Source organism: Vibrio cyclitrophicus, assembly GCF_024347435.1.
In the GTDB taxonomy this organism is placed as follows: domain Bacteria; phylum Pseudomonadota; class Gammaproteobacteria; order Enterobacterales; family Vibrionaceae; genus Vibrio; species Vibrio cyclitrophicus.
The window spans coordinates 1,675,768-1,691,841 of sequence record NZ_AP025481.1 but is presented as its reverse complement, the minus strand read 5'-3'; the positions used below and the strand labels follow the sequence as shown (position 1 = coordinate 1,691,841).

Sequence of the window (16,074 nt, the reverse complement as noted above, 5' to 3'; positions counted from 1 at the left end):
TTTACGAAGAAACCCCTTACAAACCAGAGCGAACCTCGGCACTTTTCTGAGGTGATTGAGCTTGTAGGAAAGGAAGGAGAAGCAGCCCAATAACGGCGGCACAAATCGAGATGGTAATGAAGAATCCGCTCCAACCGTAAGTTTCGAGAACGACCGCTAATGGATAACCAGAGAGTGCAGCACCCATATAAGCAAATAATCCAACAAAGCCTGTTGCGGCTCCAGCAGAGTCTTTATGCGAACATTCAGCTGCCGCCATACCAATCAGCATTTGAGGACCGAAAACAAAAAAACCAACACAAAACAGCCCCGCGGCTTGAAACACAAAATTGGTTAGAGGCATCAACCATAAAGCCGATACCGAGAGGAAGATACCAATCGAAAACAGGATATTCATCGGGCCTCGATTGCCACCAAACAGTCTATCTGAGCCCCACCCTGCAACAAGTGAACCAACGAAACCTCCAATCTCAAACAGAGACAATGCAGCGTTGGCGTTTATCAAATTGTAACTGTGTTCCTCGGTTAAATATAAATTACCCCAGTCGTTAACCGCGGTTCTTACTATGTAAACCAACACGTAACTAAAGGCGAGCAGCCAAATGTACTTATTACTGAACACATAGGTTTTCAATATTTCTCGATAGCTTAACCCTTGCCCATGGCTCTCTTGCGCTAACTCTAATTGATCATTTCGCCACTTTCCTACCGTCGGCAGTCCCATGGTGGTGGGCTTATCACGTAAACGCCAACAGACGATAAGACCAATAAAAATACCAATCATACCAGGCCATATAAAACCAGCTCGCCAACTGTATTGGAGAGTCAAATAGCCAACAAGAATAGGGATTAGTGCCCCGCCGACGTTATGCGCCGTATTCCAGATAGCCCAACGAAACCCTCTTTCCGATCGAGAATACCAAGTCGTCAACAGCTTAGAACATGAAGGCCAACCCCATCCTTGGAACCATGCATTGAGCACCCAAAGCGAGATAAACGTAGCCAACGAACTAGAAAAGCCAAACGCTATATTGATCAAGCCTGTCGCAATTAGGCCCAACCCCATAAAGTAACGAGGATTTGAACGATCCGATATCGTACCTGAAATAAATTTGGACAAGCCATAGGAGAGATAAAACAGAGTGCCAATTAGGCCGATGTCACCTTTGTCTAAACCAAGATCGGTGATCATTGCCGGTGCGGCATAATTGAAGGTTTTACGAGTGAAATAAAAGCCAGCATAGCCAACATACATCCCTAACATTATATGAAGGCGCCAGTACCGATAACTCTGATTAACCTGATCATCACTTAAGGTATGGCTATTTGACGTTGTTGATCGCAGAAATCCAAACATATTCGTTCTCAAACTTTAGGTAATGTAACGCTGATATTGGTACCCGAAGGGCAACCATTAGCGTTGATTATCATCTTGCCGCCAAGCGCTTGAACACGCTCTTGCATGCCCCGAACACCCATTCCTTTGAGAAGATCTTGCGCAGTAAAACCAACGCCATTATCTGAGATTCGAAGCTCAACCTGTTCCTCTAGAATCAGCTCAATTCTAATCTCGCTCGCGCTAGCATATTTATGGGCGTTGTTTAAGGATTCTTGGCACAACCTGAAGAGAGCAACCTTGAGCGTGTCACTCAAACACGAGTAATCACCTTGCCAATTTAACTGGATATCAACGCCGTAATCCGAAAACTCCATTTCCCGAATAAGCTGTTCTACGGAATCTTTTAGATCAAGATCATCCAACATCTTAGGTCTTAGTTTTGTGAGTAGACGCTTGGTGGTGTCATAAACATTCAAAGACAACGACTCAATCGTCCCAGCACAGCGAACGCTCATTTCAGCAGCATCGACACGTTTAATAATGCTGGCCTGAGTGCGAATGGCTGTGATGTTTTGGCCAATTTCGTCATGTAACTCACGCGCAATATCACGACGAACCGACTCTTCGGCTGTGATCAACTGACGTGATAGATTTTGATTCCTAGAGAGCTCGCTTCGCAATTTCGAGTTGAGATCTTTTTGTTTTTGAACCGCTAAACCAAGCAGGATACCCGTGATGGTTTGAGCTGAAAGTGACAGAAGTAAATCGGTAATTTCGAGCTTAGATGTTCCACTGTGGGCAGCAATCAGGGCGACACTGTTTAGCAAAGTCGCTAACAAAGCGCCTTGCCACCCATAACGAACAGCCAGCAAGATAATAGGGATCGCCATACAAAATGGGGCGAAGCGTCTTAGCTCATCAGGCAAACTGGTTTGTATCAAAATACTGGCGACCAGCAACACACTGTATAACGCGATATGACGTATCTTGAACTCAACAATATTGTTGATTAAATAAGAGCTCAATGGCGCCCACTTGTTTTGGAATAGGTAGTTCCAAACTAGATAACACATCGGCACCAGCATTAAACCGCCTGTGATACTCACCAACCAAACCATGTAAACAGCCGGAACATGAGAACCCACCGCGGCAACGTTGATCAATGCGGTGACCATGATTAAGCTTGCCATCACCAACAAATGACGATTCTGGTCACCATAGTAATATCGCTTGGCAATTAAAGTGGCAGGAATGCTCAATCCACTGGCGATGAGTATCGTCAACCATTGAGGTTCATCAAGTAGTAAGGCTAAAGCGATCGCTAGCCCCCACTCAGCAATGTAGATAGCAGGCCAATAGTGAGTGCGAGTGTGCAGCGTCATTCCCAATCGGAGTGAAAATGGGAAAAGCAGAATGGCTAATTCAGGGTCATTAATGAAATAGAAAGCAATAACCCATAAACAGAACCATGCACAACCAGCCATAAAAACCCCACATAGGGAGGTGGCTAGATAGGAGCGCATTAATACTGATCTTGAGTGAACAATTTAGCTAACTCAACATTGTTTTTAACATTGAGTTTATCCATCGCATTGGCTCGGTGTACATGCACTGTTTTATGACTGACCCCAAGTTCAACGGCAATAGACTTTACATCAAGCCCTGTAGCTAATAACTGACACACTTCGCTTTCTCTGCGGGTGAGCTGATTTAACGAGGCTTTATTCTTTACCGGGGTTGCGAGCTTTATTGCGATATCGGGCGTGAGATAACAACCGCCATTTGCGCTCGTGTGTACGGCTTGGATTAGCTCATCAGGGCTACAGCGTTTGCTGAGGTAACCTTTGGCACCTAACTCCAACGACTTCTCAACCATCGCCGGTGAGTCATGTACACTTAACATGATACTTGCAATGCCTGATGGAATCTCTTCCAATAAGCTCAAACCACTCTCATCTTGCATTGAAATATCTAAGATAACGACATCAGGGTGACAACTTGGCAACCCGAGACGCGCTTCTGCCGCAGAATTGAATTCACCGACGACTGTGATATCAGCTTCAAGACTAAGTAACTGAGCAAAACCAGAGCGGACAATGACGTGGTCATCAACAAGTGCAACATTAATCATGATACTAACCAGAACGAAAGAGTAGAAAAGAAAAATAGCCCCAACAGGAGCTATATAGAATTAAGTCTAATGATAGAGATAATACTGAATCGAACTAACGATTGGTATGATCTCGCATGCTTTAAATAGATAAAGCACACGAGGCTAACTACCTGAAACTAAGCTTGCGGAAACAAGTACACAAGAGTAACTACGCGTTTTGAGCCGCTAGGTGCATTTTCTTAGCGTGGCGAATCTTTTTCTCTTCAGCAATAGCAACGAACAGCAACAAAACAATACAAATAGCAGCAGATGTATCCAGTGCTGCAAATGTGCCTTTCCAACCTGTTAAGCCGAAAATAGGTGTTCCATCAGCAATCATACCTAGACCAAGTTTTGCGAAACTGTCACCGATTAGGTAAGCAAATGTGCCTTTAACACCATCTGCAACACTGATTGCTTTTTTAGGTACGAAACCTACCGCAGCAACACCAATTAGCAACTGAGGACCAAACACAAGGAAACCAAGCACAAACAGTGATGCTAGGTACATGAACTCGCTTGTTGCATGCTGGTAAAACTCTAGAGAGACAATAATCAATCCAAGTGAAACACAAGCAACTAAAGCGCGACGTCCGTTCGCAAGGTCTGATAAATAACCCCACATTAACGTACCGACTAATGCGCCGACTTCAAAAAGAGTAAAACCTGAAATCGCCGTTTCTTTCGATAGGCCTAGCTCTTGATACGCGTAAACGGTAGACCATTGATCGATACCGATACGAACAATGTATAAAAAGATGTTTGCGAAACAGAGCAACCAGATCACTTTGTTTTTAAGAATGTATTCAACAAAAATCTCTTTCTTAGTCATTTGATTCTCTTCAGCGGCCGTGTCTTCTTCGCTGATTTCTTCGTCAAACAACTCTTCTACTGTACCTAAACCATACGCTTCTGGAGAGTCGTTACCAAAACGCATCCCAATAAAACCAACCACAATCGCGATAACTGATGGAAACACGAACATACCAATCACGTTGCCATCAAATAAGTAATTAGCGCCAAACAGAGCCACACCAGCAGCACCGGCACCACCCACATTGTGTGACATATTCCAAAGGCCTAAATATGAACCACGCTTATTACGAGGCGTCCATTTAGTAATGGTCGAATAACTTGAAGGACCACCGGTACTTTGGAAAAAACCACTCAATGCGTAGAAGGAAACCATCATAAATAAGCTAGCACTGCCACCACCTAAGCTGAAGCTAAAGCCCAACATGGCAAGGCCAGAGAGGATCAGCATGAATGGTAGAAACTGCTTGGTGTTCTTACCATCTGCGTAGTAGGAAACAACCGTTTTACCAATACCATAAGTGATTGAGAAACCAAGGCCGATAAGACCTAGATCCGTCATAGATAATCCATAAGTAGAAATCATGTCGTTTTGCGCGACGTTGAAGTTCTTACGGATCAAATACATGGTTAGATAACCAATGAACACGACTAGGTAAGATTGTAGGAATGGTTTAAACCACATTTTTCTTCTAGTTTCGACCGGAAGATCCAGTGTCGGTTTTCGAACCTGATCTAGGAACTTTAACATTGTGAACTCTCTTATTATTAATGAGATCTGCACGGAGTATTGAGCCCGTGCGCTCGTTACCATTTGATAATGAAATAATAAGGAGTCTAAAAAGCGACCGCATGAGAGAGGGTCTTAGAACAACTAAGAAAAATTCTTAGTTCAGAATTGGGAGTCAAGAAAGCGTGAACAGCATCACCTTGTTTAAAATGTGTTATGTCTTGAGGAAATGTTAGAGAATTCGTTACTTAGAGCATTAGCTAGTCAAACAAAAGAGAATGGGGCGGCCGTTACATGCTGCTATGTTCGGAGATCTAAAGTGGCTAACGAAAGCCACATTAGATTCGCTTTGTTGTTTTATTGCTTTCCCGTTTACGTCTAACGATAGATGCTTTAAGCAATAACAACTTAGGTTTAGTGGTTCTTAGGCACATCTAATTGTTCAATCAACGACGGATACCCCCAACCATTCTCACCTTCGACTACAGCCTCTCCGGTTAAATATTCAAAAAGCGTCGGCGCTAACGAGCCATTGGATTCGATCTTTAATGGCTGTGAGTTTTCACCAATTGGCGAGCCCCAGAAACCGATGAATGCGTCCTTCTCTAAATAGTCTTCACCAGCATGACGCCCCGGTACCTTGGTGTTGTAACCAATTCCAGCTTTCGGGAACAGGTTAACCGTGCCCGCTCTATCTTCAAGGTAGATATTGGCTAGTTGATTGACAGAATCTGGTCTAGGAGTCAATTGGGTTAACTCTGTCCACTGCGCACTGCTGCACCATGTAGTGACATCCACCTTCATCGCTCGGTTAATACACTTTTCAACTAATTGAGAGTAGAGCGCGAAATCAGATTGATTCGGTCTCTTGAGATAAGGATTAAGCTCTTGTGTGTTAAGTAAAACTGGCGCTCGATTTGCTTCTAGCGACTCGTAGAAAAGCTTGTCACCTTCGCGGGTAATCAATTCGTCGACTCGTTTTAAATCTCGGTTACCAATCACACGAACCGCACAACGTTGTTGGTCACATGTGCTTTCTCTTACGACCATATAATCAAGAGTTTCAGGTAAGCGTTGCGATATCTGATTAATGATGTTGATATTCTGACCAGGTGGCGCTGCAATCGGAGACCACTGCGTGAGTTCTTGGTAAACAGGCTGAACCTGCCACCCTTGAGCCGAATTAAAGAAGTCCATCATGAAGTTACCACCGGCAGTCGAGGCGACCACCACATCCAATTCCTTCGAGCTTGGGTAGCTTAGAGCATTGGTGATTTTAGGCCCTTCACCCTCGTCTGAAGATATCTTCTTCACCACAATTGGATACTCTAGCTCTGCTTGTAAGCCTTCAAATACCTGCTTTTCGGGATTGAGCGCGTAGAACACCGGCGTTAAACCATGATCCCCAGCCATGCCCCATAGCGTTTTATCGTAAACGCCTGCACTGCGGTAGGTCGCTTCAATCTGGCGAATCCAATAGTCCAGTCGGTTAAGCTCTCCAGTCGGCATCAGAATTTCGTCACTAAAAGGACCGGTAAAGTGCGCGAAGTGATCCGGCCATGGGTTATAAACCAAGGTGTAATCCGGCATCCCTTTTCCATCTAACTCGGCAAACTGAGTGATCAACTGTTTAACCTGAGCTCTCTTTGAAAACTTGGTGAAAAAATCAAAGCCAGATATAGACTGATACGCCTCAATACCTTCAATCAAGGCTTGACGCTTTTCTTGCAAAACCACTTCGACTTCTGAACGTTCTTGAAGCTCTTTAACGCAGCGTTTCTCACCATAATCACGCAGTGACTCACCCAAACCTAGGTTTACTAGCCCGTCGTAAGTCGTGTGAGCATTCCAATCGTATTGGGCGTTGCAGTTCAACGTTTTCAGATAATCAAGGCGATCAAACATGGTCTGCACCTTGTTGTTTGCCATCAACACATCCAACTGCAGGGCATCATTACCAAAGAAGTAATACGCTCGGTCGATCTCTCGGTCAACAAAGTGGAAATTAGGGATACCAGTGCCACCTTGCCCTGATACTTTCGCGCCCGTTTTAATGATCGGTAGGTTACGTACGCTGATTGTGGGAGTTGAAGAGATACCCACTCGGCTAATATTGTCTAGATGTTCTTGATAGAGTTTTTTGAAGAACGGAAGATAATTCGGATCACGGTAGGTTTGTTCAGACAGAACTTCCATGAACCTCACCTGCTGTTGATGCTCAGGCTCAATCACCGTTTCTAACTTAGGTTTGTATTGCGTTCGGTTTTTATGATTTTGGTAAGCAACCGAGATGAATGGCGCGCTTTCATCGACCAACCCCTCAATCAACCCTTGCTGTAAACCATCGACGGTCACTTGGACCGCAAAGCGCTTGTTCTGTTGGGATTCTAAGAACTGAATGAGCGCATCAGGCTGGTCACTAAACGCTTGCTGCATCCAATCATCGAGCGCTGCTGCACGTTCTTCTTTAAACACAAACTGGCGGTAGGCTTTCAGCAAGTTTAAGCGCACAAAATCAATAAGCGTGATGGTAAGAGCTTGTGCTTTGTTATTCGGCTTATCAGCGTTTTCTGGTTTACCATCTTCTGCAATCGCCAACATTGCAGACTTCATATCGCCGTCATCCATTCCCAATGCCGCTTTATCGATCAAATCAACGATGATCGGTTGAATCTGAGCGATGATCGCTAGATCTTCAGGGCTATTGGTTAAGTAGGTGTAATTCGCAGGGAGCGTGTCCATATCCTGCCAAACACCAATTTCGAATAACGCATCGTAGATAACCACCATGTTGGCAATGAACTGTTCATCGATACGAATACCTTCATGATGTCCCGTTGCTTCAGTCGAGGTATCTGGCTCATGATGCTCTGAGGTTGGCTTATCTCCAACATGATAGAGGCTATGTTCAAAGCCCTTTAGCGCCTGCTTATCATAAACCGTCGACAAGTAAGATTTGAATACATCTTCACTGCCCAAGCCTGAATAGCGGTCGTAATAACTATAGAGAAAATAACCCAAAGGAATTGAGTACGTCGGGTTAGATAACTGAGCAACGACTCTGGCTTTTGTTTTGACATCTAAAGGGAGAGCGAGAATATACGCATCTAATGTAACGCCACCAATCGTGAAAAGAGCCGCATCACGAGTGAGTTTGGCAGAGTAACTTAGGCTTGAAAGCACCTGATTTTTTAGCACTTCACTGGAGCTAAACACACCACCAATGACGGGCGTTGTTGATATATCAGCCATACTCGGCGCTGAAACAACGGCCAACGAAAGAGAGCCAACTAAACTAGTGTAGCTACGTGCTCGGAAATAGAAGCCCATCAAATACCCTTCAGTTCAAGATGCGTTTATAAATATAACTTATTGTTTCAGTTTACTTTCATTAGTCAACCTATGTTCAACTATGCAATATAAATTAAAACTTCAATGATATTAAACTCTACCTTTTCAGTATTAAATCATCCTACAAAAGCTTACCGCTGCCGTCTTCCCACATCACTTCGCACTCTTCTTTGATTGCAGCTTTCAATAGTTCGACCAACGGAAAAGCTCGACTGCCGATATTGACAGGAGCTTCAACAATCTCTTCTTCATTGTCGTCATCAGTATTATCTTGCTCTACCGGCTTACTTTGCTCTTCGGCGATAGCAATACGTAAATTATTCAATGCTTGAGGGACTTCTGAAGCCTCAATAGCACCAGGTATCGTGCCACTGTGTCCAAGCATGTTAATGAACTGAAGGCCTACCTCCCCAAACATCGTGACGCTAGCATGAGCCTTGCAACTAAAGGTAATTAACATAATGATCCTCTATCAAATTTAGGGTTATATAAACATTTAGCTATCTATAAACTATGTTGAGTAAAGCATTAGAAAGCAAGCACGTAATAATCCAGTGCAACCACCAGCTTGCTCTTTGAATGGTTCTCGACAAGGTTATTCTGCACCGTTAGTGATATACATCACTTTTTATATTGGCTTGATTCACTTTTAAGATAAAACCTTGATAGTAGTCACATTAAATAGACTTCCTAAGCTCCGCCAAGCCTATTATTTAACCTAGTATTAGTACCATCATCAAAATTCGTGGCACAAATCACATGAACAGGCCAGTCGGAAGACACCTAGAAGAAATGGCGGACATACGATCCACCCGCAAACAAAAAATTGTCCATTCATTTTCACTGACTGCTGCGTCTCTATTCATCTTTTATACTTGGGCTTATTTCCAAGGTCAGCATTACGTACTGTCGATTTTCGAACTGTGTTTTGCTTTTATCGCTGTATCAAACGCCATTTATGTAAGAAAGATTAACAATCCTCAATATTCAGAGTTGATATTGAGCTGTGTACTGTTGGTTCAAGGCATTATCTTATTCTTGTACAGCAATGCCATCCCTGATCGAATTCTTTGGTTGTACCCTATTTTGGCTGCAGTGATTTTTATTAATGATTTCAGAATTGGCATCATATTCAGCACCTCATTTTGCGTGTTTATTAGCACTTTAATTACCGCCTTGCCGGGCAATTTTTCTTTGCCATTTAATAGCACTCATCGCTTTATTCTTAGCTTATTTACCATGAGTTTGGTTTGCCATACTTCCGCTTATTACTACACACAAGCGGTAAACTACATTCAGCGCTTATACAAAGAAGGGATAGAGGACTTAGCCTACAGAGATCAACTCACGGGCTTAGCCAACCGTTGGAGTTTTGAACGTTGGGCAAGTGAAAAGCTTGCGACTATTGATAGTAAACATTCACTTACCGCCTTGGTTTTTCTCGATATTGATGATTTTAAAGGCATCAACGATAACTATGGGCATGATGTTGGTGACAGTGTCCTGCAGCATTTTGCGAATCGTTTGAGCAACAACCTACGCACTCGAGATAGAAAGAATCATGAATACGATTATTCCATCGCTCGGTTTGCTGGCGATGAGTTTGTTTTGATGCTCTATGATATTCCAACTCGAAAAGATCTTGATGGCATTCTAGAGCGGATATGCGGACTGTTTGAGAGCGGTTGCCAAACCAATGAGAGAATCAAAGAACTCACTCTTAGTGTCGGCGTTTCTTTATACCCTCAAGATGCTACCGATTTACATGAATTAACTCGATGTGCGGATAAGGCGATGTACGTTGCTAAACACTCAGGGAAAAACCGATATGCTTATTATCACGACAACCCGGTTTCAAACTTGATAGAAGAATTCTCGACGAAATTAGTCTGCTCAGAATCTGATGAATCCAAGCTTGAAGACTGTCTTGAAGCGAAGGTGGAAGGGAACAACGTTACTCTGCTAAAAACGCATCAACATTAACCGTTAATATCGCATACTGCTAAATGTCTTAGCCTGCCATATACATAAGCCAAAGGCTCACTAATCCAATCACAATGATCCATACGACTTGTCGAGTTCGGTTCGGGTTATTACCTCTGGGCCTCACTACCGATTTAAAGGCAGCTTGCTTGGCCGACTGCATAAACGGCGCTTCAATCTCGCGTTTTTTCACACGACGTTTAAACGCACTGTTTGCGACAGCTGTAAAGCGGTGGCTCTGCTCTGTTGTAAAATCATTTTCAAAGTCCATCCGACCTTGCCTATCGCCATGCTTTGGTTGTATTGCCATAGCGGCCTCCTTGGCGGTCTACCCTATTCAAGTATAGACATAATTTCACCTTCTTACCTGTTCAAAATTTTCGAATAAGTCACTCAACGCTATGCCATCTTCTTTTTCAATCAGATTACATAAACTACAGCTATTCAAGTTTATGAGGGTATCAAAATGACGAGTGTAAGAGTAGTAGACCATGTCATTTCAGCACATGCGACTTCAGATGGAGATGGTGTCAAAATCCAAAGACTCGCTGGTTTTAATAACACACGTTTCTCTCCATTTTTGATGATTGATGAACTTAAATCGGATGAAAGCAAAGACTACGTTGGCGGCTTTCCTCCACATCCTCACCGTGGTATAGAAACGCTCACTTATATGCTTCAAGGTCATTTCCAACACAAAGACCACCTGGGTAATGTCGGTGAGCTTCGCAGCGGTGGCGCACAATGGATGGCCGCGGGTCGTGGTGTGATTCACAGTGAAATGCCAATGATGGAAGAAGGCGCGTTGCACGGTTTTCAGATTTGGATAAACCAACCAGCAACACACAAAATGCAGCCAGCGCAATACCATGACTTTCAAAGTGACAGCATTGCAGAATATCAAAACGAACAAATCGGCTTACTGAGAGTTATTTCCGGTGGGTATAAACTGCATGACCCAGCTGACGCAGAAACTATACAAACACAAGGTCCATTACAAACGACAGGCGTGCCATTAAGCGTTGTGGATTGGCGAGCGCATTCAGGACAAAAAGTGACGTTAAGGACGGATGTTAACCATAATGCCATGACATACGTGTACCGAGGCAGTATTAAGATCGATAACAAAGTCGTCAACCAAGGCCAACTTGCACTGCTCACCAAAGCTGAATTGCTGTCTTTGGATAGCTTAGAAGATTCTGGTGTCCTGATTTTTTCTGGTGAACCGATTAATGAGCCGGTTGTGCATTATGGCCCATTTGTCATGAACTCGATGGAAGAGATTGAACAGACAATTCAGGACTACAACAACGGCGTATTTGAGACTTACTGATTTTGAGCTTTGAGCTTTGAGCTTTGAGAAAGATGTTGAAGAGGTTTTGAAACAAACAACGAATTTTGGTCGTCCATTTGATGACTGCGAAACAAGTGACACTATCCACTGCCGGTTACTATCACTTATTTAACCACGCTCTTAGAGCGTGGTTTTTTCTGTCCAAGCAGAAACAAATGATACCCTGATTGAACGAATTTAGACCTAGTTACAAGTATTCACACAAGTAAGCTGTCGCTTCTTTTACCTGAAGGTCGAAGGAAGAGTTGCCAGCAACGTCAAAAGACTCACCAGACTGGTATGTCGTCCAATCATCATCACCAACACGCTTAACAATCAATGCACCTTTAACAACGGTCATCTTTTCTGGAGCCGCTGTACCAAACGTGTATTCACCAACAGCCATCACTCCAACACTAACGTCCGCACCAGATTGGTTAAACGCTAACGACTTAACGCCGCCGTCAAAATATGTGTTTTCTTTAATCATCGTACTTCCTTGTTATCTTCAAATTGCATGCATTGGGCTCAACAAATAAGCCTATACGTAAGTTATGTGGTAATTGTTTTAACCAATTCATGACTTTCGCACAAGAAATAAATACGCATAGCTTAAGCTTTTTTGAGAACCATTTTCATTGATGACGTAAATATGCCAAAAATAGCGAACGCAACCAAATTTACTAGAACATTCGATCCTGCTTCTAACTATCATAAGAATCTTTGCAAACTAAGATTTTAGTTTATAAACTGACCGACGGTGCGTGAAGATCAATGAAGAGATAATGGCAAAAAATCCCACGAAAAGCAGAGATATATTTGCCAAATTATTGTTCTACGGCTTTCTATTAGCCGGCTTGATGGTTGCCCTCACGGCAGGGTATTTTGCTTATCAAACTCACCAACAGTCAGTCAGCCCAAGCAATGTCCATGGCACTTGGATAGAGATCGGGGCTCCACCCTACAATACCGATATCCTTACACTTTCCGATAATGGCGTCACGATGAACCATCGCCTCATTACTACCTCATTTGATTTTGATGGCAAAGTTGTCACCATCAACACAGGATCTGGGCCAACAATTTACACCATCAGTGGTACTTATGATTCGCCTCGATTAAAGCGACTGTTTCCCAGTGTGCCATCTCAACAATTCATTAAAGAAGGCTACGAAGATACAGCAGCAGGTGACACCCATAGTGTGATGCAACAACGACGCGCTTCATTAGCTGAGCAATTCAAAAGATAACTTCTACAACGGTATCCTCTAAGGTAATGCATTCTTAGTGATACTACCCTTAGCAACACTCTTTGCATTCCCAAGTATTAGCACTATCTTCCACGTATCAGCCTCACACCCAACACGTTTCGTTCTGTGATGCCGCTTCAATTCACGATATTTTCCCATAGTTTGTCGCATATTTTCATAACTTCATGTTGTGTATTTTCACTTGTGAGATTTTCATACTAAACATTGTTTTGTTTTATAAAACATGGACTCAGCCTCTCACTCATTAAGCAACAGAATTGTAACGAGATACTATTTTTTAGTTGTCCATCGAAAACGGATTTATTTTCAGTTATAAAATTAAAACTCTCTCGAATACTGACTGGGAAGCTCCTTCAAAACTGACTGGAGCCGTTTATGGGGCCATTTGGTTCTCGTAACCTTCAAGGAATGAGAGAAAAAGTATGATTCGTATAAATACCTGTGCTGCGAGCATTGCTCTAGCGCTATCTGGTACAGCATTAGCCGCTCCAACAGCACCTAGCATCGATATGTACGGTTCCAACAACCTTCAGTTTTCTAAAATTGAACTCGCGATGGAAACGACTTCTGGTTATAACCAGATGGTTAAATATCACGACAAAGCAAAGGTCGACGTTAAATTTAACCAATGGAGCGGAACGTCAGGAAACACTTACAACATCTACTTTGATGGCGTTAAAGTGGCCACTGGCCCTATAACTGGCAGCCAAACGACAGCTTCATTCGAATACGGCCAAGGCGGCTTATTTCAGATGGAAATCGAAGCGTGTGACGAAACAGGCTGTGCCAAGAGTGCACCCGCTCAGATCACAATCGCAGATACCGATGGCTCACACTTAGCGCCACTTTCGATGAATGTGGACCCGAACAACAAGTCATACAACACAGATCCAAACACGGTAGTAGGTACTTACTTTGTTGAGTGGGGCATCTATGGCCGTGATTACACAGTCGATAACCTACCCGCTGATAACTTGACCCACATCCTTTATGGCTTCATCCCAATTTGTGGCCCTAATGAATCAGTGAAATCAGTAGGCGGTAACAGCTACAACGCACTCATGACAGCCTGTCAGGGCGTTAACGATTACGAAGTGGTGATTCATGACCCTTGGGCGGCTTTCCAGAAGAGTTTCCCTCAAGCAGGGCACGAATACAGCTCACCTATCAAGGGTAACTACGCAATGATGATGGCGCTAAAACAGCGCAATCCAGACTTAAAAATCATTCCATCGATTGGTGGTTGGACGCTATCTGACCCGTTCTTCGATTTCACAACCAAAGCGAACCGAGACACGTTCGTCGCATCGGTTAAAACATTCCTCAACACATGGAAATTCTATGACGGTGTGGATATCGATTGGGAATTCCCCGGTGGAGGCGGTGCTGCGCCCGATCTCGGTGACCCTGTAAATGATGGCCCGGCTTATATTGTATTGATGGCAGAGCTGCGCGCTATGCTAGATGAGCTAGAAGCTGAAAACGATCGTACTTACGAGCTAACATCAGCGATCGGTGTTGGTCACGACAAGATTGAAGACGTGAACTACGGCGATGCTATCCAATACATGGATTACATCTTCGCGATGACTTACGACTTCTACGGCGGTTGGAACAACGTGTTAGGTCACCAAACAGCACTCAACTGCGGTAACTTCATGCGCCCAGGGCAATGTGATGGCACAGGCCTTGATGAAAATGGCGAACAGTACACGGGCCCTGCTTACACCACAGACAACGGCATCCAATTGCTGCTTGAGCAAGGTGTTCCAGCGAACAAACTTGTGGTTGGTACAGCGATGTACGGTCGTGGTTGGGAAGGCGTATTACCATCATCACTTTCAGATCCAAGCGACCCAATGACTGGCGTAGGTAATGGTAAACTGACCGGCAGCTCTGCTCAGGGTGTATGGGAAGATGGCGTTATCGATTACAAAGGCATTAAAGCGAACATGCTTGGTGCAAACAACCAAGGCATCAACGGCTTTGAATATGGCTACGACGAAATGGCAGAAGCGCCTTACGTTTGGAACCGTACTTCAGGTCAGCTAATCACATTTGATGATGATCGCTCAGTAAAAGCAAAAGGCGCATACGTTCGTAGCCTTGGCCTTGCGGGTCTATTCTCTTGGGAAATTGATGCGGATAACGGCGATATCCTGAACGCGATGCATGAAGGTCTTGCAGGTGGAACTACTGATCCTGTAAACCGTAAACCAACCGCAGCAGCGGGCGCAGATCTATCGGTTGAAGGCCCAGCTTCTGTTTCTCTAGACGGTAGCGCTTCAAAAGACAGCGACGGCACGATTGCAAGCTACGCTTGGTCACAAGTAAGCGGAACAGCCGTAACTCTGGCCAACGCGAATGCTGCAGTTGCAAGCTTCGATGTGGTTGAAGTCGCTCAACAAGAAGTACTCACGTTCAGCCTAACGGTAACTGATAACGAAGGTGCGACTGCAACTGACACCGTTGTTGTAACAGTAACCCCTAAGGACACAGGTCCAGTCAATACAGCACCAGTTGCGATTGTTTCAGCTCCAGCTGAAGTTAATGCGGGTGACGTAGTGGTGGTTGATGCTTCGGCTTCGAGCGATGCTGACCAAGATACATTGACCTTCACGTGGGATGTGCCTGCTGGTATTGATGCTACGATTCAAGGTTCTTCAGTGAGCTTTGTCGCGGCGGAATACACGCAAGATACGACGCTGAACTTCTCTGTAACGGTCAGCGATGGCACTGATACATCGGTAGCGGCTACTTCAGTGAACGTTCTTAAGAAAACCACAGGTGGCGGTACGTGTACTAACGCTTGGGATTCAAGTGCAGTCTACACTGGCGGCGACCAAGTGACTCAAGCTGGTAAGGTTTGGGAAGCAAAATGGTGGACAACCGGTGAAGATCCAACAACGACAGGCCAATGGGGCGTCTGGAAAGAGATCGGCCCTGCGAGCTGTGCTAACTAAAATGGGATTTAGCTCAACACGAGCTAAGCACCCACTAACCCCCTAAAAGCAAAGGCCAATCAGAGAATGTCTGATTGGCCTTTTTATTTATATTTTCTTAGCCTTGAGCTAACGATCTTTATACTGATGACCTTTTTAA

General features: G+C 44.1%; 12 protein-coding genes. 4 read left to right on the top strand and 8 right to left on the bottom strand.

From position 1 onward, the window contains the following. Window positions 1–16: 16 nt before the first annotated feature. From uhpC to OCW38_RS22240, 6 genes are all read right to left on the bottom strand, one after another. Window positions 17–1,357, bottom strand: coding sequence for an MFS transporter (uhpC, locus tag OCW38_RS22265; protein ID WP_029189257.1), 1,341 nt, complete (start codon window positions 1,355–1,357; stop codon window positions 17–19). 8 nt (window positions 1,358–1,365) lie between these two features. Then, complete coding sequence (gene uhpB / locus OCW38_RS22260; protein ID WP_261896158.1) at window positions 1,366–2,823, bottom strand: signal transduction histidine-protein kinase/phosphatase UhpB; 1,458 nt, start codon at window positions 2,821–2,823, stop codon at window positions 1,366–1,368. 38 nt (window positions 2,824–2,861) lie between these two features. Then, window positions 2,862–3,470 carry a transcriptional regulator UhpA gene (gene uhpA, locus OCW38_RS22255; protein ID WP_010432548.1) on the bottom strand — a complete coding sequence of 203 codons (609 nt, stop codon included), beginning with the start codon at window positions 3,468–3,470 and terminating at the stop codon, window positions 2,862–2,864. Between the two features lie 190 nt (window positions 3,471–3,660). Further along, window positions 3,661–5,055, bottom strand: a complete 1,395-nt coding sequence (gene uhpT / locus OCW38_RS22250; RefSeq protein ID WP_016766917.1) for a hexose-6-phosphate:phosphate antiporter — start codon at window positions 5,053–5,055, stop codon at window positions 3,661–3,663. Between the two features lie 393 nt (window positions 5,056–5,448). Further along, window positions 5,449–8,364, bottom strand: coding sequence for an alkaline phosphatase family protein (locus OCW38_RS22245; protein WP_261896156.1), 2,916 nt, complete (start codon window positions 8,362–8,364; stop codon window positions 5,449–5,451). A gap of 142 nt (window positions 8,365–8,506) precedes the next feature. Continuing rightward, complete coding sequence (locus OCW38_RS22240; RefSeq protein ID WP_016766915.1) at window positions 8,507–8,845, bottom strand: DUF1840 domain-containing protein; 339 nt, start codon at window positions 8,843–8,845, stop codon at window positions 8,507–8,509. A gap of 332 nt (window positions 8,846–9,177) precedes the next feature. Here OCW38_RS22240 and OCW38_RS22235 point away from each other — a divergent pair, with 332 nt between their 5' ends. Continuing rightward, the gene (locus tag OCW38_RS22235) at window positions 9,178–10,368 is read left to right on the top strand and encodes a GGDEF domain-containing protein (RefSeq protein ID WP_010432541.1); all 1,191 of its coding nucleotides are present in this window, start codon (window positions 9,178–9,180) and stop codon (window positions 10,366–10,368) included. Between the two features lie 28 nt (window positions 10,369–10,396). Here OCW38_RS22235 and OCW38_RS22230 read toward each other — a convergent pair whose 3' ends face one another. Next, window positions 10,397–10,678, bottom strand: coding sequence for a hypothetical protein (locus OCW38_RS22230; RefSeq protein ID WP_010432539.1), 282 nt, complete (start codon window positions 10,676–10,678; stop codon window positions 10,397–10,399). 156 nt (window positions 10,679–10,834) lie between these two features. On the opposite strand from OCW38_RS22230, the gene OCW38_RS22225 reads away from it, so the two are divergent. Further along, window positions 10,835–11,701, top strand: coding sequence for a pirin family protein (locus tag OCW38_RS22225; protein WP_016766914.1), 867 nt, complete (start codon window positions 10,835–10,837; stop codon window positions 11,699–11,701). A 208-nt stretch (window positions 11,702–11,909) separates the two neighbouring features. On the opposite strand, the gene ppnP is transcribed toward OCW38_RS22225, so the two are convergent. Then, window positions 11,910–12,191: a pyrimidine/purine nucleoside phosphorylase gene (ppnP, locus tag OCW38_RS22220; RefSeq protein ID WP_010432533.1), complete on the bottom strand. Its 282-nt coding sequence runs from the start codon at window positions 12,189–12,191 to the stop codon at window positions 11,910–11,912. 295 nt (window positions 12,192–12,486) lie between these two features. Here ppnP and OCW38_RS22215 point away from each other — a divergent pair, with 295 nt between their 5' ends. After that, window positions 12,487–12,951 carry a DUF2850 domain-containing protein gene (locus OCW38_RS22215; protein ID WP_016766913.1) on the top strand — a complete coding sequence of 155 codons (465 nt, stop codon included), beginning with the start codon at window positions 12,487–12,489 and terminating at the stop codon, window positions 12,949–12,951. 443 nt (window positions 12,952–13,394) lie between these two features. Further along, window positions 13,395–15,935 carry a glycosyl hydrolase family 18 protein gene (locus OCW38_RS22210; protein ID WP_016766912.1) on the top strand — a complete coding sequence of 847 codons (2,541 nt, stop codon included), beginning with the start codon at window positions 13,395–13,397 and terminating at the stop codon, window positions 15,933–15,935. Window positions 15,936–16,074: the final 139 nt, after the last annotated feature.

Bases quoted from the DNA above. Each gene is read 5' to 3' on its own strand.
- uhpC (WP_029189257.1), bottom strand. From the start codon at position 1,357: ATGTTTGGATTTCTGCGATCAACAACGTCAAATAGCCATACCTTAAGT.
- uhpB (WP_261896158.1), bottom strand. From the start codon at position 2,823: ATGGCTGGTTGTGCATGGTTCTGTTTATGGGTTATTGCTTTCTATTTC.
- uhpA (WP_010432548.1), bottom strand. From the start codon at position 3,470: ATGATTAATGTTGCACTTGTTGATGACCACGTCATTGTCCGCTCTGGT.
- uhpT (WP_016766917.1), bottom strand. From the start codon at position 5,055: ATGTTAAAGTTCCTAGATCAGGTTCGAAAACCGACACTGGATCTTCCG.
- OCW38_RS22245 (WP_261896156.1), bottom strand. From the start codon at position 8,364: ATGGGCTTCTATTTCCGAGCACGTAGCTACACTAGTTTAGTTGGCTCT.
- OCW38_RS22240 (WP_016766915.1), bottom strand. From the start codon at position 8,845: ATGTTAATTACCTTTAGTTGCAAGGCTCATGCTAGCGTCACGATGTTT.
- OCW38_RS22235 (WP_010432541.1), top strand. From the start codon at position 9,178: ATGGCGGACATACGATCCACCCGCAAACAAAAAATTGTCCATTCATTT.
- OCW38_RS22230 (WP_010432539.1), bottom strand. From the start codon at position 10,678: ATGGCAATACAACCAAAGCATGGCGATAGGCAAGGTCGGATGGACTTT.
- OCW38_RS22225 (WP_016766914.1), top strand. From the start codon at position 10,835: ATGACGAGTGTAAGAGTAGTAGACCATGTCATTTCAGCACATGCGACT.
- ppnP (WP_010432533.1), bottom strand. From the start codon at position 12,191: ATGATTAAAGAAAACACATATTTTGACGGCGGCGTTAAGTCGTTAGCG.
- OCW38_RS22215 (WP_016766913.1), top strand. From the start codon at position 12,487: ATGGCAAAAAATCCCACGAAAAGCAGAGATATATTTGCCAAATTATTG.
- OCW38_RS22210 (WP_016766912.1), top strand. From the start codon at position 13,395: ATGATTCGTATAAATACCTGTGCTGCGAGCATTGCTCTAGCGCTATCT.